The 21,844-nt window shown below is 56.8% G+C and carries 15 protein-coding genes; 5 read left to right on the top strand and 10 right to left on the bottom strand.

Annotated elements, in window-relative coordinates:
- Positions 1 to 511 precede the first annotated feature (511 nt).
- The 7 genes from Poly59_RS25255 to Poly59_RS25225 all read right to left on the bottom strand — a co-directional run bounded on the left by Poly59_RS25255 (position 512) and on the right by Poly59_RS25225 (position 12,643).
- Complete coding sequence (locus tag Poly59_RS25255; protein ID WP_146536838.1) at positions 512 to 5,005, bottom strand: choice-of-anchor Q domain-containing protein; 4,494 nt, start codon at positions 5,003 to 5,005, stop codon at positions 512 to 514.
- Positions 5,006 to 5,301: 296 nt separating this feature from the next.
- Complete coding sequence (locus Poly59_RS25250; protein WP_146536837.1) at positions 5,302 to 7,545, bottom strand: lamin tail domain-containing protein; 2,244 nt, start codon at positions 7,543 to 7,545, stop codon at positions 5,302 to 5,304.
- A 100-nt stretch (positions 7,546 to 7,645) separates the two neighbouring features.
- Positions 7,646 to 8,890 carry a hypothetical protein gene (locus tag Poly59_RS25245; protein WP_146536836.1) on the bottom strand — a complete coding sequence of 415 codons (1,245 nt, stop codon included), beginning with the start codon at positions 8,888 to 8,890 and terminating at the stop codon, positions 7,646 to 7,648.
- Positions 8,887 to 9,222: a hypothetical protein gene (locus Poly59_RS25240; protein WP_146536835.1), complete on the bottom strand. Its 336-nt coding sequence runs from the start codon at positions 9,220 to 9,222 to the stop codon at positions 8,887 to 8,889. The genes Poly59_RS25245 and Poly59_RS25240 overlap by 4 nt, the downstream gene beginning before the upstream one ends.
- A gap of 2 nt (positions 9,223 to 9,224) precedes the next feature.
- Positions 9,225 to 10,229: an AAA family ATPase gene (locus Poly59_RS25235; RefSeq protein ID WP_146536834.1), complete on the bottom strand. Its 1,005-nt coding sequence runs from the start codon at positions 10,227 to 10,229 to the stop codon at positions 9,225 to 9,227.
- A gap of 112 nt (positions 10,230 to 10,341) precedes the next feature.
- Positions 10,342 to 12,078, bottom strand: coding sequence for a DEAD/DEAH box helicase (locus tag Poly59_RS25230; protein WP_146536833.1), 1,737 nt, complete (start codon positions 12,076 to 12,078; stop codon positions 10,342 to 10,344).
- 1 nt (position 12,079) lies between these two features.
- The gene (locus Poly59_RS25225) at positions 12,080 to 12,643 is read right to left on the bottom strand and encodes a hypothetical protein (protein WP_146536832.1); all 564 of its coding nucleotides are present in this window, start codon (positions 12,641 to 12,643) and stop codon (positions 12,080 to 12,082) included.
- A gap of 361 nt (positions 12,644 to 13,004) precedes the next feature.
- On the opposite strand from Poly59_RS25225, the gene Poly59_RS25220 reads away from it, so the two are divergent.
- Together Poly59_RS25220 and Poly59_RS25215 are read left to right on the top strand one after the other, a co-directional pair.
- Positions 13,005 to 13,430, top strand: a complete 426-nt coding sequence (locus Poly59_RS25220; RefSeq protein ID WP_246151923.1) for a hypothetical protein — start codon at positions 13,005 to 13,007, stop codon at positions 13,428 to 13,430.
- Positions 13,431 to 13,845: 415 nt separating this feature from the next.
- A complete protein-coding gene (locus Poly59_RS25215; protein ID WP_146536830.1) occupies positions 13,846 to 14,745 on the top strand; it encodes a glycosyltransferase family 2 protein in 900 nt (299 codons plus the stop codon).
- Between the two features lie 113 nt (positions 14,746 to 14,858).
- Here the strand turns inward: Poly59_RS25215 and Poly59_RS25210 are convergent, their stop codons facing one another.
- Together Poly59_RS25210 and Poly59_RS25205 are read right to left on the bottom strand one after the other, a co-directional pair.
- The gene (locus tag Poly59_RS25210; protein ID WP_146536829.1) at positions 14,859 to 15,404 is read right to left on the bottom strand and encodes a hypothetical protein; all 546 of its coding nucleotides are present in this window, start codon (positions 15,402 to 15,404) and stop codon (positions 14,859 to 14,861) included.
- 256 nt (positions 15,405 to 15,660) lie between these two features.
- Positions 15,661 to 16,905, bottom strand: a complete 1,245-nt coding sequence (locus Poly59_RS25205; protein WP_146536828.1) for a hypothetical protein — start codon at positions 16,903 to 16,905, stop codon at positions 15,661 to 15,663.
- Positions 16,906 to 17,122: 217 nt separating this feature from the next.
- Between Poly59_RS25205 and Poly59_RS25200 the strand changes: the two genes are divergently transcribed.
- Both Poly59_RS25200 and Poly59_RS25195 read left to right on the top strand, forming a co-directional pair.
- Positions 17,123 to 18,445, top strand: coding sequence for a hypothetical protein (locus Poly59_RS25200; protein ID WP_146536827.1), 1,323 nt, complete (start codon positions 17,123 to 17,125; stop codon positions 18,443 to 18,445).
- A gap of 62 nt (positions 18,446 to 18,507) precedes the next feature.
- Positions 18,508 to 19,758, top strand: coding sequence for a hypothetical protein (locus tag Poly59_RS25195; protein WP_146536826.1), 1,251 nt, complete (start codon positions 18,508 to 18,510; stop codon positions 19,756 to 19,758).
- Positions 19,759 to 19,866: 108 nt separating this feature from the next.
- Here the strand turns inward: Poly59_RS25195 and Poly59_RS25190 are convergent, their stop codons facing one another.
- Positions 19,867 to 20,802 (bottom strand): TIM barrel protein, encoded by a 936-nt coding sequence (locus tag Poly59_RS25190; protein WP_246151922.1) that lies wholly within the window; start codon positions 20,800 to 20,802, stop codon positions 19,867 to 19,869.
- A 232-nt stretch (positions 20,803 to 21,034) separates the two neighbouring features.
- On the opposite strand from Poly59_RS25190, the gene Poly59_RS25185 reads away from it, so the two are divergent.
- The gene (locus tag Poly59_RS25185; RefSeq protein WP_146536825.1) at positions 21,035 to 21,835 is read left to right on the top strand and encodes an MBL fold metallo-hydrolase; all 801 of its coding nucleotides are present in this window, start codon (positions 21,035 to 21,037) and stop codon (positions 21,833 to 21,835) included.
- The last annotated feature ends 9 nt before the right edge of the window (positions 21,836 to 21,844 follow it).

Raw genomic sequence — 21,844 nt, 5'->3', positions numbered from 1 at the left:
TGCCGTAGGGGAACCTGCGGCTGGATCACCTCCTTTCTAAGGATTCTTAGAATATGGTGACACCGGGTGACCGGTATCACTGAATCTGTGAAAATGACTCTCCAAACAACTCAACAGAAAACAGGTTCCTCGGAGCCACTTCATCACCAATGAATCTCGAATGACCCGCTCTGGAGCGTCGCCTGCCAGAGCGGGTTTTTTCGTGCGCGCATCGAAAATTTTATCCGACGCATCTGCTTGCACCGTTCCAGCTCCTACGCCGTTGGCGTTTGATCCAAAGCCCAGGTTCGTCTGCTCCAGCGCTGCCGCACCCCCGGCTGTGCATCGTCCACGCCAGGCAATCCCCAATGGGGTTTTACGATCAATCCGGTCCAGCCTCGGTGGGGTAATCCGGGCGCCGGACTGTCCCGTAAGCCAGGGTCCAAAATATGTGCAGCGACCCTGGGCTTTGGATCAAACGCCGTTGGCGCAAAGCATGGACAAAACTGGGTTGTGGCTTTGGCGGCGTTCTCTAAAACAGCGAGCTGACGAACGCGTCGTTTGCGATCAGACGGTCGATGTTGTCGCTGGTTTTATCTTTCTTGATTTCGCCAATCAGCGCTGCGGATTCTGCTTCGCCCGAAGGATTTGCCGGAGTTGTCAGCCGGGCTAACTGGTTGATCACTCGCAATGCATCCAACGCGGTCGCCAGTCCGTCGCCGTTTTGGTCGTAGTAGAAACCAGGCCATGGGTCGACAGTTGCCGGATCGACCAGAACGCTCCCGACGCGGTTGCTATAAGATCGGCGTCCCAATTCGTTAATGATCACCAACGCGTCGTTGGCCGTGATGGATCCATTGTTGTTGACGTCACTTGGGTTGGCGATGTTTTGCCAGCCGCTGCCGAAATCGGTTTGAATGAAGGTGTCGCTGAGCGAAATTTTGCGGAAGGCGGTTCCGAAGATGACCTCGGGAGTTCCCATTCGCCACAGTGGTCCATCGGCGAACATGATCTGGTCGCTGGGCTGACCAGCGACGGGAACGTGTCCGGTGATGATCACCCCGCCACCATCCGGATCCATTTCTCGTGCGGCGGCCGAGTCGACCAGAACGGATTGGGCGCCCGCGTCGGTCAGATCGATCGCGTCAACTTGTCTTAGTATTAAATTGCCGGTCGGCGTCAGGTCGAGTGTGCCTGCACCGCCAACCCAGCGCAAGGTGTTGACTCGGTCACCACCTTCGAAAATCAGTCCGCCATTTGGAATGGCGTCGCCCGAGGTCTGGTCAACGGTCAAGACATTACTGAACTCGTCGCCGTATATGGTCAGTTGGTCGATGGCCGTGCTAGCGACTCGAAACACTTCGACGGTGCGTCGTTTGACGACAACGGCGTCGCCATCGCGGACCAGAGTGATCTGGCTGCCGGTAACGCTGACGGCTGCGTCCGTCGGTGCGGAGTCAGACAAAATGGTGACCGCATAATCTTCGACTTCCCCGTCGGCCGCGATTCCGTTGGGCATCAGGCCACCTTCGGTGCTGATTCGGAACCGAGCGAACGTTTCGCCTGCGGTCGCGCCCGATGGGATAGTGAACGGAACAACGTTCACGCCGGCGACGAGCGACAGGGATGTGGCGCCAAAAAGACTTTCGGTCACTGCATCGAAGGTTCCGTCTGCGTCGAAATCAATCCAGGCGTCGAGTTTGCTGTTGGCTGATGCTGTGACCAGAAGACTTGCCGTGCTTGCGTTGCTGCCTGCAAAAATAGGAGTCATGAAAATGACGCCGTCATCATCGGCACCATCGCCATCGGCCGCAGGCGTGGGTTGGCCATCCACGTCACCGTCAAACAATTCACCGAGTGTGAGCGGCGACGCATTGTGGGCGGCTCCGCCCGATGCGATCAGCGTGCCGTAGGAATCGGGCGCGTCGCCGCGGTCGAGTAGGTCGACGACGTCCAGCGAAACGGTGACCGTTGTTTCTTGGTAGATCGTCAAGTCATCGGGCGTGAACACCGCCGTCAAGACTTGGTCATCGCCCAGATCAAGGACGGTGCCTTCGACGGGGGTATAGGCAAAAGTGCCCGGCGTTTGGGTGGTCGCGTTAAGTTGGTCTTGGCCAAGCGGTGTGCCGACGGGGATGTCGGCAGGATCGTTCCAAACGATGATTGGCGTGGCTATCTGTGATTCGACCGCACCGATATCGACGGTGCCGGAAATTCGCTGGAACGGCAATCCACGCGCGTCGCTGGTCAGTGCGGCGCCACTGGAATCGATTGCCAGTGCATCGCTGCCAGCGTCAATCGCGGGGCTTGATGCGGATGGCAAGTGGACGAGCATTCCGTGAATCCCTGACGCGACCAGCGGTCCGACGAGTGCGTCGATCACACCGCTGCCGCCATTGGCTTCGTCGTGACCGATCAGGTTACCGTTTTCGTCGGCGGTCTGTGTTTCGGTCAGCACCGTATCGGAACTGTCGCCAATCAACGAGAAAGCAATGTCAACGTTGGAAGAGATGACGGGCAGCGTCAGGTCGGGATGCGAAACCGTGCCCGTATTGCCGGCGATGATTGAGTTGGCGATCGTGACCGGCTGGGTGACTTCGTCCGCAAGCGAGATGCCGCCGCCGGTTTCGGCTGAGTTGCCAAAAACGGTGGACTGGACCAGTGCGACCGTGCTGTCGCCGGTAACCAGCAGCCCGCCGCCGATCGTGCCGGTGTTGGTCGACACGGTCGAGTTGACGATGCTTGCCTCGGACGCGTCAATCATGATCCCGGATTCGGTATTTCGTGTCACCGAGTTGCCGATCATCGACAGCGACTGATTGGCGACGGCGATTCCGCTGCCGCGATTGTTGTCGATCAGAGAGTCTTCGATCACAAGTGTTCCCGACGTCGCCCACACTCCGCCGCCGATCGAATTGCTGCCGAGGGTTTGATTGTCGATGACCGAAACGGATCGCAGCGTGACCAAGCCGGATGTATCGGATCGCAATCCACCGCCGTTTTGCAGGGTCGTTGCGGCATCGGAAAAGTTTGGCAGGGTCGGATTGTTGCCTGTTGATCGGCCACCCGTGATGGTCAGGTTTTCGATGGTGACATCGATATCGCCGTTGATTTCGATGACTCGCGAAAGTCCGGCTGCATCGATCGTCGATGACTGGCGACCGAGTCCGGTGATCGCGACCGAATCGGTAATTCGAAGCGTACCTTGGGCAAGCGTGATGATTCCGTCGGTTTCGCGAAGGCTTTCGTCAAACGAAATCACGTCGGCACCTGGGTTGCCGTTGGCGATGATGATCGCTTCGCGCAGGCTAATCGTTTCATTCGCAAAATCGATTTCGTCTAGCAATGTCGTGACGACAAAATCGGTGGCCGCCGGCACTTGTAACTCCATCGCGCCCATATCTTGGGCGGCGCCCGCGACTCGGCTGAATCCATCGCCTCGCTGGTCGGATGTTGTACCCGGAGAAAACGTTTCGTTGCCTGCGTCGATCGCAATCGAGCCTGCGGAAAGCGGGTGAATGCGAGTTTGGCCCACCACGGTCAGTGCGTTCAAGCCGGCGTCCAATTGAGTCGTCGACGTCGATCCGCCGATCAGGTTGCCGTCTGAATCAGCAACGGCAGCAGCCAACAGCGGCGTGCCGCCGTTGTTGCCGATCAGGCTGGATTGCACCGAAAGTGTCGGAGTCGCTTGGAAAAAATGAAGGTCGGACGCTGTGCCCGTCGCCGCTGTCACTCGATTTCCGGCGACGATGGAATTGACAATGTTCAGTGACGCTGTGTCAAGATCCGCGTCAAATTGGATGCCGCCCGCTTCGCCTTCCGCTTCGTTGTCCGTCACCGTGATTCCGTCGGCGGTCATCGATCCGCCGACGATTCCGATCCCGCCGCCGATCGAGTTCGTGGCTAGTGTCGAATTGCCCGAAACTGTGCTTTGCGAGATCGTCAAGTTGGATCGCGTCAGCCAAATTCCGCCGCCGTTTGAGCCGTCGCCGGAGGTTTCGTTGCGAGTGATCGACGAACCGGTGACAGTAATGTCGGATGCGTCACCATAGATTCCGCCGCCCCGAGCACCGGTGTTGAGCGTCTGGTTGCTATCGATTTCGGTATCTTGAATTGTCAGGCTGCCGCCAAACGCTTCACTTGCTTGGAAGACGGCGATCGCGCCACCGTCCGAATCGGCAGCACGGGTTTCGTTGGCGGTGAAGCTGCTTGATTGAATTGTGATGCGGCTGTTGGCTCCGACGGCACCGCCGTTGGCGTCCTGGCCCGCGGTACTGTTGTGGCTCAGGCTGCTGTTTGCAATCGACAGGCTGGCGGTTGATGAAACAGCGCCGCCACGTGACCCCACACCTTCGGTGAAATTTCCGATCAATTGACTGTTTTGGATCGTTACGACACTCGTCCCCGTGATCGCGCCGCCGGGCGAGTTGTCGCTGGCGGTCCCGTTGCCAGCAATCAGGCTGTTTTGGATCACCAAGGTGCCCGCCGATTCGATCGCACCACCGCCCGAGTTTCCTCCAAACGTGCGGTTGTTCGTGATTGCGACGGAATCCAGCGTCAGTGTGGATGCCGAAAATTGCCGGATTGCACCACCGCCTTCGTTGAAGCCGATCGTGCGTCCGGCCGTCATGGTCAGATCAGAAATCGTGACCGCCCGATCGTCAGAGGGTGCCGTGGCGATCTCGAAAATCCGAGTCGCCGACATGCCATTGATGGTCAGAGAGTCTTGGCCGGGGCCTTGGATGTCGACGCCGTCAGTGATCGTTAGCTGGCCAAGTGAAAGTTCGATCGTGGTTGGGGCGGCAAATACCGCCGCGTCGAAAGTGATCTGGTCGACTCCGACGGTGTCATTGGCAAGCGTGATCGCTTCGCGCAGGCTGACCAGCGAGTCGTCAGTGTCGACAACATCGAACGGTGTCGTGACTGCAAACGACGCCAGCACTCGTCGTCGCTCGAGCGATTCGAGTCGCAAACGGCGGGGGTGATGATTACGCGAACAGTTTGAGTGGTGCCGACGGAGCTTCATGGTGCTGCGATATTGAGGGAATCATCTGGAATGATGGGCCGGTTTGTTGTCGCCAAGTCCAACAGAACTCTGCGCGCAACAGCCGGTCTCTTTAGACGCAAGCTAGGCGTCGATTGATCCCGGAATCCTTTACGAAACGCGGAATCAATCTTTTCGAAGAAGACTCCATCCTAACTGCCTCGGCTAGAGGCCGTGGGGCGCGTTTGCAGTGGCAGAGAAAATGCCGATGAATAGCGCCGCTCGCGTGGTTGTGACGTCACGAAAACGGAAAAAGTGTTGGGATCAAGACCGAATCATTATTCGGCTCGAGAGAGTCGCGTTTTAACCGGTTTATCGGAGAAAATCGAATCGACTACGGCCGGGTTTTGTAGCGGGCCACGACGGCTGAAAGTCAGGATTTTCTGGCTATTCGATGGGGTTGGCGTCGTCGCATTTACCGCCGGAGCCAAGATCATTCGCAGGGCCTCGCCGTGAGCGTCAAAAGGCTCGGCAGCAGCCGGGGGCGGGGTTAGCAACCGGTTGGTGGGACTCGTTTCGGTGGTATGTGTTTCCGTAGGACGCACCGATTGGTGGCCAACGTAGAAAACGTCGTCCATTGCCAGTCCGGTTGCATCGGACGCCAGCATGGTGACTTGCAGCCACTGGTTCTGGATGGCGTGGTCCGCCCAAGTGATGGCGACTCGCGACGCTCCTTTTTCGCCAGCGCCGGACGCTACATCGATTGCTGATGTCGAGGGTGCGCCTTGCCACGCCGACAGGTCTTCGCAGTTGCCGACCTTGAATCCAAAATCTTCTTCGCTCAGGTGCGTCGACGGCAGCCCATCGACGTCGATAAAGACTTGGGTCAAGCCTCGCAAGTAATTCGTGTAGTTCGCCGAGGTCGCTTTTTGGCCTGGCAGCAGTCCGGTCACGTTCGCGGCGATGGCGATTGGGCCAAGTGCCGATGGTGCGTTCGCGTAGGCGACTCCGCGGCGGACGACTTGGGCAACGCCGCGAGGCGCCGTATGTGGGTTCTCGTTCGTTGGATCAGACTTCTTCGTCGTCGCAGTAACGTTTGGCGATTCGGCCGCGGGCCGCGTGGCGGCCATGTTCGAGATTCGGTGCAACGAGATCGACGTTTCGTTCACCGCATGGGGCAATTGCCAAGTTCCATTGTCCGGATTGCGAACGTAGGACTGGATGATCGAACCGTCGGCGGCAAGCACCGTGATGGTGGCGTGATCGTTGTTTGTTTTCGACGCTTCGAATTGTCCAGCAATTGGCAGGTCATGCCCATCGGTCGACGCCATTTCGCTTAGGTCTCGAACGACCAAAGCAAATTCGCCCGGTTCGAGCCGATCAATTTTTCCGGTGTCGAATTGGAAATCGACTGCGTCGACCAAGGCAACGCCGGCCAACGAAATGGTCTTGGTACCGAAGTTTTCAAGTTCGACGTATTCGACTGAACCACCTTCGTCGTTCCGGTATTCATCAATCTCGCTGATTCGGAGGTTCGTGACCGATGCATGGCAAGATGGCTGGGACGTTCGCCGGCCGACTGTTTCGGCGGCTTCGCCATTGAAAATCCGCAGCTCTGATTTCGGCGCGGGAATCTGTTTGGCTGATGCTCGGGCCGTGTAAACCTTGTCGATCTGGTCCATCGACACGCGAGATGACGTCGCCGTGATCCGGCCAAAGTAGTTTCGTAACAGTCGCGACGAAAATCGATTGGGCAGAATCAGGTATCGTCTGCCAAGGGCCGCGAATCGTGAATGGACGGGAACGAGTGTATGCAGGCGTTCTTGTGATTGTGTCGCCGGACTCGGGTTTGCCGATCGGGAGCTGGCGTCAATGAAGTCGGTCATGAATGCAGCATCGCTAGCAATACGGTCGTGATCGTTTTGCGTCACGGTGGAACAGGTGACTGCCGACCATGTTGCCGAGCCATTGGCGGTCAATCGGAATCCGCTTACCAATCGCGAGCTCGTCAGGTCGATTTTGATCGATTGAGGGCAATTGATGTCAGCAACGGCCGACCAATGGTGCAGCGTCAGAGATTCGTGCTTCGATGCATGGTTCAGCGCGAAATGGTTCAACGCAAATTCAGTCGCCGATTCACTTGCCGTGCTGGAGATCTCGCTCGTCACCGCAAATGCGACAAACGGAAACACAGGCGCTTGATGATCGGGAATGGTTGACTTTTCGATCGCTGTCGCGACGATTTTTGCTGTCACCTTAGGTGAGTCGAGAACCGTCACGTCCGTTATGGCCAAGGTGGCTCGGTCAATGCGGCGCACGGGAAGGGGAGAGATTTCCGGCCGCAGAGCAGGAGTCTGCGTTACGCTCGACGTAGGAGAAACCGGTGACCGTGAAATTCGCGGCGGGAACGGCGTTGCCGCATCCACTCGGGGCATCGGTGGACGTGTTCGAACGGGTGATTTTTTCGTCGGCAGGGGAGCTTCGAGTTGCTCGATAATCAGGCTTTTAAGTTCCGACCGATGTTTGCTAGAACGCAATCGTGGCTCGGCGGCTCGCGTCTGCCGTGCGAATGGGAACTTCACTGATTCGATCCTTCGCTAGAAAAGAGAGCCGTTTACGAACCAATTCGTTCAAACGACGGCACATGAAACCAGCGAACATGCCTTGCGTGGATGGTCACTGCTACCTGTAAGGGGTAGGCGTTTCAGCCTCAATTTCCTTGGCTGGAACGGTGATGATGATATGCGAAACGGGTGCCTTAGGCAAATCCCGAAAATTCGTCATTTCCCCATTTTTACCGTCGTTTCTTGTTCCCGCCGTCCGGGGGGCGGTGCTTTGTTGGGCTTCCATTCGGACAAGTGATAGGCCCTGCTCGCGAGCAGCCATGCACGCCAGTGCAAACCACAACGTCATCGATGTGATCAGCCACGCCATCAGGATGAAGAAACGCGGATCACCCGGAGCCAGTCCGACGACTTTGGGGAACACCAAGATCGTTACGGCAACGATCAAAATGTGATGTTTGGCAGAAGCTCGACCGAGTCGAGGAGACAAAATTCCATGCATGCACGCAAGTGCGATGATGGTGATCGCGGCAGCCATGGGAACGGCAATCGCAACGGCCTCGCTCGGCAAATTCAGGGGCGGCAATTGACGGCCCAGACCAAATACGGTCGCTGCACAGAATGACCAAACCATCATCTGCCAAACGCTAAAGCGATGTCGGAGCTGGCCAAACGACCACCCAAAAAAACTTGCCAGCCTATCCGGGGCAACAAACACAGGGCGTCCGTCACTCGATCGTTCGATCGGCATCCTGCCCCGTGATCGCTCGTAGGATTTGGTGATGATCTTTTGCCAGTGATTCGTCAGCCCTCGATCGCTGAGACGAGACATTGTTTCGGCATAATTGCCAGGCAATGCATCCGAGCGGTCGAGTTCGGCAATCCACTGGTGCAAAGGCGTGCCGGTTGCCAAGTGCAAGTCCGTTGCCGACACCGGGTTTGCCAACCGAGTCAAACGGTATCCTGCGAATCGCAACGTTGAAAACATCAAGGCCAGAAAACCGGATGCCAACATGGTCGCGGTAAATGAACGAGTTTGGAAACCGCCGGAAATGACTTGCATGGCGGTAAACAAGACGAGCGGCAATCCACAGCCGATCGCGATCATCGCGATGAATCGATCTCGCATCCCCAGTGCCAACAACCCCAGAACGACCGTTGCAATCCCCAGCGGCCAGCACTCGGAATTTGATTCGAACAGGCAAATCACGCCCGCGAAAATCGCTGATCCGATCAAGAAGATCGGCAATCGAACGGATATTCGTGATGGCCCCAGCGACAGGCCGACGGCAAGGCATGTGATCATCGTCATCATGCTGGCCGGGACAAGCGTCACGAAAACGCAGACGAAAAACAGGTTCATCGGCGACTCGGGTTGAAATAGGAAACCGCTCCGCCGACTAGCGCGCCGATCAATCCACCAAAGGGACCGCCAAAGAAGATGATCATCATTGCGCCAAGCATTGGCATGCCACAAGTCGCCGACCCAGATGGCAATGTTGCTTGGTAAGCCGAAAATTGGGCGATGCTATATACCCCCATGCCGACCGGGATCGCCGCTCCGATCGCAAACCCCAACAATACCCCGTTCCACGCGGACCGCTGACGGGGAATCGGCGGGATGACAATTGAATCATCTGGCGTATCCGCCACCCGTGAGTCCGCCGTTGGGCGGTAGGGATTGTCATCGAACATGATCAGTCGGCTTTTTCGGGAACCTTTTCCAAGATGTCTAACAGCACCGTGTCGGGCTCGATGCCTTCGGCTTGCGCTTCGAAATTTAACAGCACTCGATGTCGCATCGCCGGCAAGAAGACGCGGCGAACGTCTTCGAACGAAACATTGAATCGTCCGTCCAGCAGCGCACGAACTTTCGCCGCCAACGCCAACGTCTGCGCACCCCGCGGGCTCGCACCCCATCGCACATAGTTATTGGTCGCATCGACGCTGTGGGGGCCGTCGGGGTGTGTCGCCAAATTCAGACGCACCAAATAATCTTGAACATGGGGTGCCAGGATCACTTGGCGGACCATCCCTTGCCACTTGATCAGTTCGGCGCCGTCCATGACTTTATCGAGCGAGATTTTTTCGCCGCGCGTGGTTCGGTCGACGATCACGTTCAAGTCTTCGCGGCTGCTGTAGCCGACCACCAGCTTAAAAAGAAATCGGTCCAGTTGTGCTTCGGGAAGCGGATAGGTGCCTTCTTGTTCGATTGGGTTTTGAGTTGCCAAGACAAAAAACGGCTTCGACAGTTCGAACCGTTTGCCGCCGGCCGTCACGGTGCCTTCCTGCATCGTTTCCAACATCGCCGACTGTGTCTTGGGCGTAGCACGGTTGATTTCGTCGGCTAACAAGATCTGAGTGAAGACCGGACCCTTTTGAAATTCGAATTTTCGCCGACCCGCGTCGTCTTCGACGATCATGTTGGTGCCGAGGATGTCGGCTGGCATCAGGTCGGGCGTGAACTGGACGCGATTGAATTCCAAGTCCAGTACTTCGGCGAGTGTTCGCACCAGCATCGTCTTGCCCAGTCCAGGGACGCCCTCTAACAGGCAGTGCCCACCGCAAAGAATTGCCGTCAACACACCGTGGACGATGTCGTCGTGTCCAACGATGACTCGGCCGATCATGTCCCGCACGGCGTTGTAGCGGTCGCGGAACTGTGCGGCTTCGGCCTGCATGGATTCTACAGAAGTGCTCATCGCTGGGGCGTGGTTTCCAAGATGGTGTCGGGGCCAGACTAGTACCACCATCTTATCCGAAACCCAACACACAGGGTTGCCCGATCGCAAGTCGGTCTTTTGTCAGTTTCGGCTAGCTGACTTTTTTGCCGCCCGGTGCCCGCAGATCAAACAGTCCAAAGATTTCGTCGCGACTTAGACCGCCGCCACTGCCCTTGGTTGGGCCGCTCTGGTCACTGAAGAGCGTGTCGAACATTTCGCGTTTTTGGTCTAGCACGGCTGCAATCCGCTGTTCGATGGTGTTCATCGCCAACATTCGAGTGACAGTCACCGCGCCGCGAGCACCGATGCGGTGCGCCCGGTTGATGGCTTGATCCTCGACCGCGGGATTCCACCACCGATCGAACAGAAACACGTACTCGCAGAATTGCAAATTCAGTCCCACACTTCCAGCACCGTAGCTCATCAAAATGACGCTAGCCTTGGGGTCGTTCTTAAATTGGTCGATGACGCCTTCGCGTTTCTTGTGTGGGATTCTTCCGTGATATTGCAGCGGTCCAAACCGCTCCATCGCGGGCAACATTCGGTCGATGCTGTTGACCCACTGACTGAACACGATCGCCTTTTTACCGCTCGCGACAACTTCCTCCATGTCGGCAACCATGCGTTCCAGTTTCGCGCTGGCACTAGTCACTGGATCAAAGTTACAGATCTGTTTCAATCGCAGCACCAATTCAAAGACGTGCTGGATTGTCAAATCTTGTTCCATTTCTTCGAGTCGGACCACGCCTTCCTTCTCGGCCATCTCGTAGGTCGACCATTGCTCGGGTGTGAGGTCAAGTTCGGCGTCACGATAGAGTTTGGGCGGCATGTCATTCATCACCATGTCCTTGGTCCGGCGCATGATGAAGTCTTTGGACAGTTTGGCCATTTCGCCCATCGGCATGCCGACCTTCAAATAGCCGGGCGACAGGTAATCGAAAATGCCGACCAAATCGTCTGGCGAGTTTTCGACCGGGGTGCCGGTCAGTGCCCAGGAACGAGTGCGAGGAATCGCACGCACGATCTCGCTGGTCGTGCTGTTGCGATTCTTGATCCGTTGGGCTTCGTCGAGCGCGACCAGATCAAAATGCAGACCGCTGTCCAAGACTGTTTCTTTGTCTCGCATCAGTAGTTCGTAGTTGGCAATTTTGACGGGGATTTCAGGAGATCGCCACGCATGTTCGCGGGTGGCGGCGTTTCCTTCGATCGCGGCGACCGGGATTTCTGGTGCCCAGACTTGGAACTCGCGCAGCCAATTGCTGACCAGCGGTTTGGGACACACCAATAAAACGCTGCGCACCTCGCCGCTGCACAAAAGCAATCGGATCGTGCTGATCGCTTGCATCGTTTTGCCGAGTCCCATTTCGTCAGCCAAGACGGCGGCGTAACGCGGGAACAAGAACGCGATACCGTCTAACTGGTATGCAAACGGGTCGAACGGAAAGTTCAGTTGTCCGCTGCCGACCAACAAGTCCAGCGGTGGTTGCAGCAAGTAGTACAACCGGTCTTGCAGTTTGACCACGTCATTGGGTGGCTTGATGCGGTGATGCTTGATCGTCTTGTAACGTTTGCGCACCTTTGCCGTTTCGGCTTTGTCGGTCGACGATTCCGAAGGCGGCGGTTTTGGCGGCACCCACTGGTTCGCCTCGGGAAACAGAAATCCCGTGACTCGCGTCGTCAGCGGTGACACACGAATGGGCAACGAACGCGGTTCGATCCGCTCGAGTGTGATTTCGTACGTCCCGGTGGGCACCAACGAGTCGGCACACCAACTGTTCGCCGTGTCGATTTCGGCGATCATGTCGGACGCTGATTTTCGTTGAAACATATTAAGCGGCGTCAGCGATTCTTGGGGTGGGCACGTTTTGTGATCGTGCGATTTGTGACTGCGCTTCTTTGATGGCTTCGCGAATGCGTTCGAATGGTTCGATCGCATCGGGCAAGTCGATCAGTTTTTCGGTCATCGCGCGCACCGCGTCGACTTGTTCCATCGGAACTCGCAGCGTGGAACCGGCCAGTGCCACTTCACTAGATCCGATCAGCGTGTCGTCAGTGATCGGGCCTTCTTCTAACTCGGCGGCTTCGACCACTAGTGCGATCGGGTACGACACTGTTTGGCTGATGATCAGCGATTCGGGTTGGTCACAGCACAAGAAGCCGATTGGCGTGCGGCATTTCTTGACCAGCAACGGTCCAATCACTTCGCCAATGATGTGATCGCGAAGAGTTGGGCCAAACAAAATTTCGTGCGCTCGCGACGGGCGTACCGGTAACGTGCACTGAAATTCAAGCGGGCGTCCGCCGCCGTTCAACAGCAGCAGCCCACCGGTCCATCCGGTGCGTTCGTCTTCGACGACGGTAAAATAGGCGATCGTGATTGCCGATTGGGCCATGCGTTAAAGTCAAACGTGGAAAGAGAACAGGATCGTCACCAAGGACGTGGAAGTTTCACGCTGGTGCTGAAAAAACGCAGCACCGGTGATCCGGTGAAGGTCTCTAGAGGTTGTCTTCGGCGATCCGGTTATCGCGACTTTAGGGGTTGTATCGGTAAAGTCTTCGTTGATTGCTTGCAAGCGAAAAGTTGCGGATTATCCGGAAGTTTTGTTCGCGTAAAAACAAAAAACCGAGTTCGATGGCGTTTGCTCGACAACCCAAATTTTAGTGGGTTATACTCGGCGAACATTTCAGCGAACTGACCCAAAACGCTTCAGAGCCCCAATCGATATGTCCTACGATCACGAGCCTATTTCGCCCATGTTTCGAATTGATGTCTCGGCCGAATCCAATTCGACTCCGCCAGCTTCGAACGATCGGGTTGCGATCGAATTGTTGCGTCAATTGGTGGCCGGACAGCAACAGCAGAACAAATTGTTGGAAAATTTGATTCAACAAACTGCTGCTGCCAACAACCAACGCGCCAGTGAACTGCAGCAATGGAAGAATGCAAACCCAGAATTGGCAACAGCGTGTCGTCGTGCTGCTGAAACGCTTAGCCGCGTGCAAACAGAGTTCTTGGGAACGTTGACCGAAGAAGTCGCCGATAGCGAAGATCATTTGATCGAAGGCGAGTACATGTTGAACGAATTTGTTGATCGATTTGGCCCCCGTTTGGCACATCTCAATGGCGTTCTTCAGGTGTTGGCCCAGTTGGGCACCACCGACGCGCCGTCGAAGGCTTAAGAAGCCATCGAAGGTCTTAAGACCAATCGTGATCCGGGTCTGCTCTTGATCCGATCTGCACGATTTTGGCACGCCAGCGAACCGACGCGGTTCGTTTGGCAGGGGCGGCTCGAGGACCGCCAGTCCGCTGTTGGACTTTCTTCTTTGTCTTGCCGGACCGGCCTGCAATTTTCTATTGCGTTTGGCAGCGAACTTTCAGATTTGCTGCGCGGGTTAAGACCGGAACAATCGGAACAGTCGATCTAACCGTCTCACCTCGCCCATCGCGCCCGACGGAAATGATCGATCGGGTCGATTCGTGTCGGCGCGGTCGTTAGTTGTGTCGCATCGTTTGAATAACCGTTTGTCGTATTGCATCTCGTGCAACCGACAAAGCAGCGGCGAATCCATCGATCCAACGCAGAGCGCATTCTCTATGACAACGACGCTGAAAAACGAAACGCTGAAGAACGAACAGGCGATTTCGAACAATCCAGCCACCGAAAATGACGCGGTCGTATTCGGTGTCGGTCGTGACGAGGCGACTTGGCAGCCACGGTCAGAACATGAGTTAGCGATCGAGCGGATCGACGAAGCGCTCGACCTGATTGCCGAAGCCAACTCCGTTGCCGCCGGAAAGATTCCAGTCACTCGGTTCGACGTGACCGTGATCGTGCCCGTCTTCAATGAAATTCGCACGATCGAGCGCGTGATCAGACGCATCGAAAAAGTCATGCCGCCGGCGACCGAAATCATCATCGTCGACGACGGCAGCACCGATGGCACGACGGAATGGTTGCAATCGCTGCCGCATAGCGCGTCGCGCCAAATCATCTGTCGCCGCGCCAATCATGGCAAAGGTTCGGCCGTTCGACTAGCGATCAGGCACAGTCAGGGCAGAGTTGTTGCGATTCAAGATGCCGACATGGAATACGATCCAGCGGATTTACTGCGAGTGATTTGGCCAATCCTTGATGGTGACGCCGATGCCACGTACGGGTCCCGCTATTTGAATGGCTGGGATGATTCGTCTGTCGTGCATCGGTTGGGCAACTGGATGCTGACGTCGTTGAGCAATTGCTTGACCGGATTGCAATTGACCGACATGGAAACCTGTCACAAAGCCTTCGACGGCGATTTGATTCGATCGATGGAACTGCGTGAATGCCGGTTCGGTTTTGAGCCGGAAATCACGGCCAAGATTGCCGCCGGTCACTACGAATTGATCGAAGTTCCGACGGGTTATCAGGCTCGTAGTTACAAAGAAGGCAAGAAAATTGGCTGGCGAGATGCCGTGTCCGCACTCGCTTGCATGTGGCGTTACCGCAAGGGCTAACGCTCTGCGTCAACTTGATTTTCAGGTTGCGAAATTCCGCAAGAGTTTCGAGTTGATAAGATACTTGCCGAGACTCTCTGGCGACTTGTCGCGACGTCAAACGACTTTATCGATTACGGTAGGTCCCGTTGGTACGGTGGCGTTTCGCTGGGCGGCAAATCGACTTCGTATTCTTCTTGGAATCGTCGTCGTTCAACTGCGTCGGCGTAGTAACGCAGCCATGTGTCGTTGTCTTCGATGCAACGCCACTCCAGAAACTTGCCTGGCAGTTCGACCTTCTTTTCGCAACACGGCAGGATGTCGCGGTAGATGATCTTGTAAAGCTCGCGATCAGTCAGGTGGTCCGTGCAACGCAGGACGACTCGCTGGGAATGCAACCGGATGATGGTTCCGATCAGCAGTTCCGAAAGAGCTTGGTCGCTGAGGGAATCGGGTGGCGGCAACTCCATCACCGGTGAGAACCAGCTTGCAATGGGGAGAGCCGGGGCTCGCTCCCAGGCCAACATTGACGCTAAGTACTCGTTTTCGGTCCGCAGCGGCATCCGATGAAGCGACGAGTCGATTGATTCGTCACGGTACGGTTCCAGCTCGTCTCGCAAGCGGGCGTTTGCCAACATCAAGTCGACCTCATCGACAACCGGTCGGCTCGTCTCGCTCATGTCCATGGATTGCTCGCCTCGTCGGCAGGGGGCTTTTCGTTCACGTGGCTCAGAGTCGCCGGCGTCCGTCGCCGATCAGGGCGTCACCCCAAGTCACGACTCCGATCCTATCCGTCCCAGCGATCCGCTCAACTTGGAATTGAGCAAAAACGAGCCTTTGCGCCGAAATTTGGAAGTCCTCGCATCCCCTGATCGTTACGAGCGGAAAGACTTATCAAGATTCAGCCCAGACACGGCGATTTGCTAGCAATTTGCCTCACGCAAACTGGGCGGCACGCAACACGCCACAGCCGTCGAACGACTTGCTTAATCGGCATAAGCCGGCGCCATCGGCCACCGATCCCATCCCCATTGACTCGATCACGTGGTCATCAATCGCAGCGTGAATCAGCAGCCGGTATTCCGCGGTGATGTCGGCGAACAAACGTGAAATTGCGATTGAATCGTCCCAGCGAGGGAACTCGTCGTCGCCGTCTTGTGACTCGTTTTTGGCGTCGTTATCGATGTCGCTGCCGTTCGAATCCGAGCCGTCGGAATTTGCACCGTGCTGGTCGGCCAGTTCGTCTGCTTGCTCGTCGGCATCGTCTTGATTGGCGCGGCGAATCAACGCGTCCGACGGCGACTCGGTGATATCAGTCCACAGCACAATCGTTCCGCCGGGCAAGATTCGGTCCATCGCGGCCGAAGCCGCCCGGGCGGCGTTGGCCCACGTTTGTTGTTGCCGATCACCGTCAAGCGACGCAACCACGATCGGCGCAGGCGGTGGGAAATCAGGTTCTTCGCTTGCTTCGACGTGCAGTCTTTTTTCGATCGCATCGATCGTGCCCGCGATCACTTCGCTGGCCAATCCATCAATCGACGGTGTCACGCACATCATGATTTGCACGCCCAACAACCAAGTCGTTTCGGCAGCCATCTTGGCATTCGCTTTAGTCGCGTGCGGTGCTGAATCGCGGTAGCGAGCGCGAGCGGATGAGTCGGCAAACCACGGATAAACGCCTGTCAAATCGCGCGGACGCGAAACCATCGCCGGACGCCCCGCCATGATCGGAAGCACAAAATCGGCGTCGACCAACAACCGGTTCAGATAGATCGGGTCGGCGGATTCGTCAGCGGCCAAATAGCCCAGCGAACGTCGGTCGGCGCTGCGATGGCGGACCACTCGCGACGTCGGCGAGACTTCGGCCTTGATGGATTCGATTGTTTCGTCGGTGGCTTCGTCCCAGACCACGACGTCCAGCCCGCCGGCGTCAGTGCTTGCGATCGCGCGGACAACGCCGCGGATCACTTCAGCGATTTGGGGCACGTTTGGGTCGACGGCCAAGGTGACGCGGTCGCCCGGCACAATCGCGGATTGAAGCGGCGGAAAATCATCGGGTTTTTGCAGTGCAACGTAGGTTGCAGTCACCACGTCCGGGCAGACGCGATCAGATACCGCTTCGTACTGCCAAACCTGCTTGCTGGCCAGAACGTCAATCGTATTAGAAAACTTCAGTGACATAGAGAGTGGGTTTCAGGCGTCAGAGAGCAGGAAGTGGGAAGTAGAGTCAAAAAAACAGTCAATTCGCAGAGCCGTAACATGCAGGTCGCATCGTGTTGCAGCCGCGGGCATCGGCGGATCCGCCAAGATCGATCAATCGCGATTGTGCGGGAGAGTCAGGTTTTAGTAGGTTTGCGGGGATTCGAGAAGTCGCTCGCCTGAGGAGAATACGTCAACTGTGATCCGATTTCGTCTCTGTCGACCCGCGATTTACCTGGTTTTCGCCGCCACCATCGTTGGGTGTGGACCGCCGCTGACCGATGATTTAGAACCCTTGGTTCCAGTCGTCCAGCCTGCTTCGTTCGCGGCCATCTCGGCCCGAGACCTGTTGGGCGAAACATTATCCCGCTATGCCAGCGCGGCTTCTTACCGTGACAATGGCCGCGCTCAAATCCGCTACCAGAACGGCGGCTCGACCGAAACTCGTTCGGCACCGATGCGAGTTTGGCTCGATCGCAATGAACTGTATCTTGAAACCTATGACGTGCGGCTGACCAGTGATCCCGATGGTCTAACGGGCTGGATCGCTGACCCGTCGACCGACAATTTTGATTCGCAAGTCTTGAAGTCGAAACCGATTCCGGGCCGGCCAACTGGGGCACAGTTGTTGGCCGATCCGATTTTGGCGGGCCGCGTCGCAGCCGGTTTGGCGGGACCACCGCCGCAACTGGAATGGCTATTTTCGGCCGAGCCGATGAAGGCATTGTTTGATCCCAGCCATCGAATTGAGTTCGGGCCGATTCAATCGATCGAACGACAGACTTGTCGCTGTGTCATCGTTGATGCGGGCGAGCAACGGTATCAGTTTTGGATCGATGACCGTGCTGGAATCGTCCGGCGTATCGACTTGCCGCCGATCGTGGCTCCGTTGGTGCCGGGCGCAGTGCCGCAGCCGATTCAACTGAGTATCGATTTGGTCGGCGCAACTTTTGATGCGCCGAACAAACCGCCCGCGATCGAGCCGCTGCCCAAGTCGCCCAAATTGGTTTCTCGGCTGATTCCGTTGCCGCCGCCGCGACCAGCACGCATCTTGGGGACACGCGTCCCCGGATTTCGCATTAAAGATGGCGACCAGAAGCTGACGTTTTTGGTTCGAGTTTCGGTCGACACCAACACGATCGCGGCCGCGATGACGGCTCAGTCGTGGACCGACCAGTGGTCCGATGAACTGACCACCACGATCCGCACGGGGGTTCTGGTCGATGCCGACGCTTCGCGAACGATCCCCGCCGATGTCACGGTTCCTGTGGTCGTTGACAAGGGCGGCGATTTCGCCAAGTCGTTGGAAATGAACCCCGGGAGCGCCGTGCTGGTGGATGCGTCGGGAACGGTCATGTGGGTCGATGATCAGTTTTCGCCGGCTACGTTGGCTTCGTTCGGAGCAGCGATTAGCGATGTTTTATCGGGCGTCGACGTGCCAGACCGTTTGCGGACGCAGTGGACCGAACAGCTTGCCGCCTATGATCACGCTTGCGGCGAAGTCGCGGTTTCTAGCAACTGATCTTGCCTCGAGTGGGCCGCTACGCCGACAATCGGCCCAGCAATTACCCAGGCAAAAACGACATGAATTCCGCCGATTTTTCAAACGTTCCTAATCCTTTCGCGATGGTCGGACAGGCACCTGTTCGACCCCGGCGTACGGCACTTTGGTCATCGCTGAAGTTCTTGGTGTTGGTGGCCGTCTGTTTTGCAATCGTGCTGGCAATCAGCTTCGGCAGCAAGCGATTCTTGCTGCATCGACTGCTTAGCGATTTTGATTCGGTCGGTGCGCTCGAACAGCAATCTCGGTTGGTCCAGCTAGCCGAAATGGGAACGCCTGCGATTGTTCCGTTGGTTGAGGCGATGACCAACGAAAATATCGAGGTGGCGCGAAGTGCGTTTGAATTGCTGCACGGACTGCAAAACGATTGGACGGTGTTGGATGTGGCAACCCAGCAGACTCGTCATCGCGAACTTGTCGCGGCGGTCGAGTCGATCGCTCCGCGGATTTCGGACGATCGAACCGGTTGGGCGGCATCACTGCTGCAGCAAACGATTTCGGATTTCGTGACACGCGAGGACTCGCCGTCTCGCGATCTGTATGCCAGCGCGAACGAGACACTTGAGATGTTGACGTTGTCGGGACGCCCCGGACCTAGTGTCCTGGCTGACAAACCACTCGATCCGATGTCACCGCAGCGGTTGCAGGTCCGCAGTCGCCCGTTGCCAGTTCAAACGATCGAAGAAGAAACGAATCCGCCGTCGGCGTCGATCTACAAGTCAGCGTCGATGCGATTGCAGCCGCTTCCGCCAGACGCAGAAGTCGAGCTTCGCGACATTGACGAGTACGTGCCGGTGGTGGTGGAAAAGCCAGTCGCACCACGCGAGACGGTGTATCACGTCCAGCCCGCCCAATCGATCGCACCGGTCGTCGAGGACACGATTGTGTCGACGCCGATGGAAGCGTACGACGACGTGTCGGTGATTCACTGGTTGGCCAGCGACCAAAACAAGCTTCGCGAACAGGCTCGGCTAGAACTGATGTCGCGCGGCTATACCGAGCGCGAGCTGTCGCTCGCAACACGGATCTCTGCCGCCGATGTGCCGACGCGGATGCAACTGGTCGACATGATCGCTGCAGAGCCGTCGATTGATCCGCGGCCGTGGTTGTTCATGATGAGCCGCGATACGAGCCGCGATGTGCGATTAAGAGTTGTTGCCGTGATCGCAACGATGAACGACGCAGCGGCGAAAAGCCATCTGCAAAAATTGATGATCGAAGAAACCGATCCGCACGTGGCAACGCGAATTCGCAAAGCACTTGAACTGCGCTGAAATCGCGATTGAGTCTTACTCAACAAAAAAACGCAGACCAAGTTTCAACCTGGCCTGCGTTTTTCGTTTCATGTTAACTCAACTCAGCGTCGTCAGAGCTCATGCTCATTAGCCGATTGGGTTGGGTTCGTAAGGGATGTCTTCGATCAGGTCCTTCGGCAGCGGAGCGACGGTCAGGCCGGCTGCGACGAAGATTTCGTCCAGAGCGACTTGAGCACGTTGCACGATGCTCTCGCGAGTTTGACCTTTGTAGCTGGCGCCCGATGCACCGGGGCTGACAGGGCCTTCGAAATTGATGGCGACCAAGTGTTGGATCACCTTGACGTGATCCAGCAGGCCTTCTTGAGCCGGAACGACTCGTTCGTTCGAAGCTGCGGTCGCAGGATCGCTTTCGGGACGCAGCGAGCACAAGCGAACCGCGACGATGTCGGCGGCAGTCAATTCGCTGAATTGATCCAGAGCTCCGTCACCAACCACCCAATCCCAGGTGTCGACGTAGAAGCCGATGTTTGCCGACCCGACGCCTCGAACCAACGCGATGAAGCCTTCGACGTTACGGATGAATGGGAATTGCTTGCCCTCTTCCAATTCTTTGCCGGCCGAGAAACCAACGCCCAGCTTGATTTCGCGAACGGCTAGTAAGTCAGCAATTTGGCCCAATCGCGTGCGCTGCACTTCGAAATATTCGTGGTAGGGCAGACGATCGGTGGCGGCGGGGACGCGAGTGTAAGCACGCTTGATGCCGAGTTCTTTTGCCAATTCGGCCAGCGGGTGCAGGCTGGTCAGTGCGGCGGTGAAAGTGTCTTCGTCGGCGTCTAGATCGATGCCCAGGTCGAAACCGCCGATGCGGATCTTGAATGCCTTGCGAGCAGCTTCGAGGTACTTCGCTGCGTCGGCAACATCGGTACGTTGGCTGCGACGCAGCATTTCGTGCATGTCGATGTCGATGCCGTTGAACGCGTAAGTCAGCGCCAATTCCAGCAATTCAGTTTGACGGCCGTTGATGCCAAGCGAGCCGGGCGAAAAGTTTTTGATCATCTTCATAGAGCAAGATTCTTTCGTATTTGATGTTTTAAGTTGAAAAACGCGAAGTTCACGCGTTGGTCAGAATGGGTTGGGGGGCGGCAAAATCACCACTGGGCACCGTTCTACCGAGTGATTAGGCCTTCAAATGACGGTGGAATCGTTGTTGGGTCCTGTTTCGAAGCCCGAGAGTATCGCAGAATCAGGCGTCTACGGCCAAGGGGCTTCTCGGACCGAATTTCAGTGACTTTTAATGACCAAAGATTCCCGCAGCGGTTTTGTGACGTTCTTGGGGACCGGAACTAGCGTCGGTGTCCCGGCGATCGGGTGCGACTGCGAAGTGTGCCAGAGCAGCGACCCGACCAACAACCGAACGCGATGCGCGATCACGATCGAAACCGATGGTGGAACGATCTTGGTGGACACGCCGCCTGATTTGCGGACGCAGCTCTTGCGCGAGAAAATTCCGCTGGTCCATGCCGTATTGTTCACTCATGAACATGCCGACCATTTGTTTGGGCTCGACGATTTAAGACTGTTTCCGTTTCGGTTGGGCGGTCCGGTGCCACTGTACTGTGAGCCGCACGTTGAAGCACGCATTCGAAAGTCGTTTGATTACGCGTTCACCGAGCGAACGCCGACGCATCCCGGCGCGACGCCGCAACTGGAATGTCGCACAATCGGTCCCGACGATGCGTTTGACGTGCTGGGCGTTTCGGTGATGCCGATCCCTCTGAAACATGGCCCGCACTTCAACGTGCTCGGTTTTCGCATCGGCGACTTTGCGTACTGCACCGATACCAATGAGATCCCGCCGTCATCGATCGAGCGATTGCAGGGTGTGAAAACGTTCGTCGTTGGGGCGCTGCGTCACAAGCCGCACCCGACGCACTTCAATGTCGAGCAGGCCGTTGAAGTCGCGCGGCAAGTCGGAGCCAGTCAAACATGGCTAACCCACATCTCGCACGATCTCGATCACCAGACCACCACGCGAGAATTGCCGGACGGAATCGACTTGGCCTACGACGGTCTGAAAGTGCCAATCGCTTGGTAGCAAGTTTGC

The sequence above is a fragment of the Rubripirellula reticaptiva genome (assembly GCF_007860175.1).
Lineage (GTDB): Bacteria > Planctomycetota > Planctomycetia > Pirellulales > Pirellulaceae > Rubripirellula > Rubripirellula reticaptiva.
The sequence above is the reverse complement of the archived record's forward strand: the minus strand, read 5'-3'. Positions and strand labels throughout refer to the sequence as shown.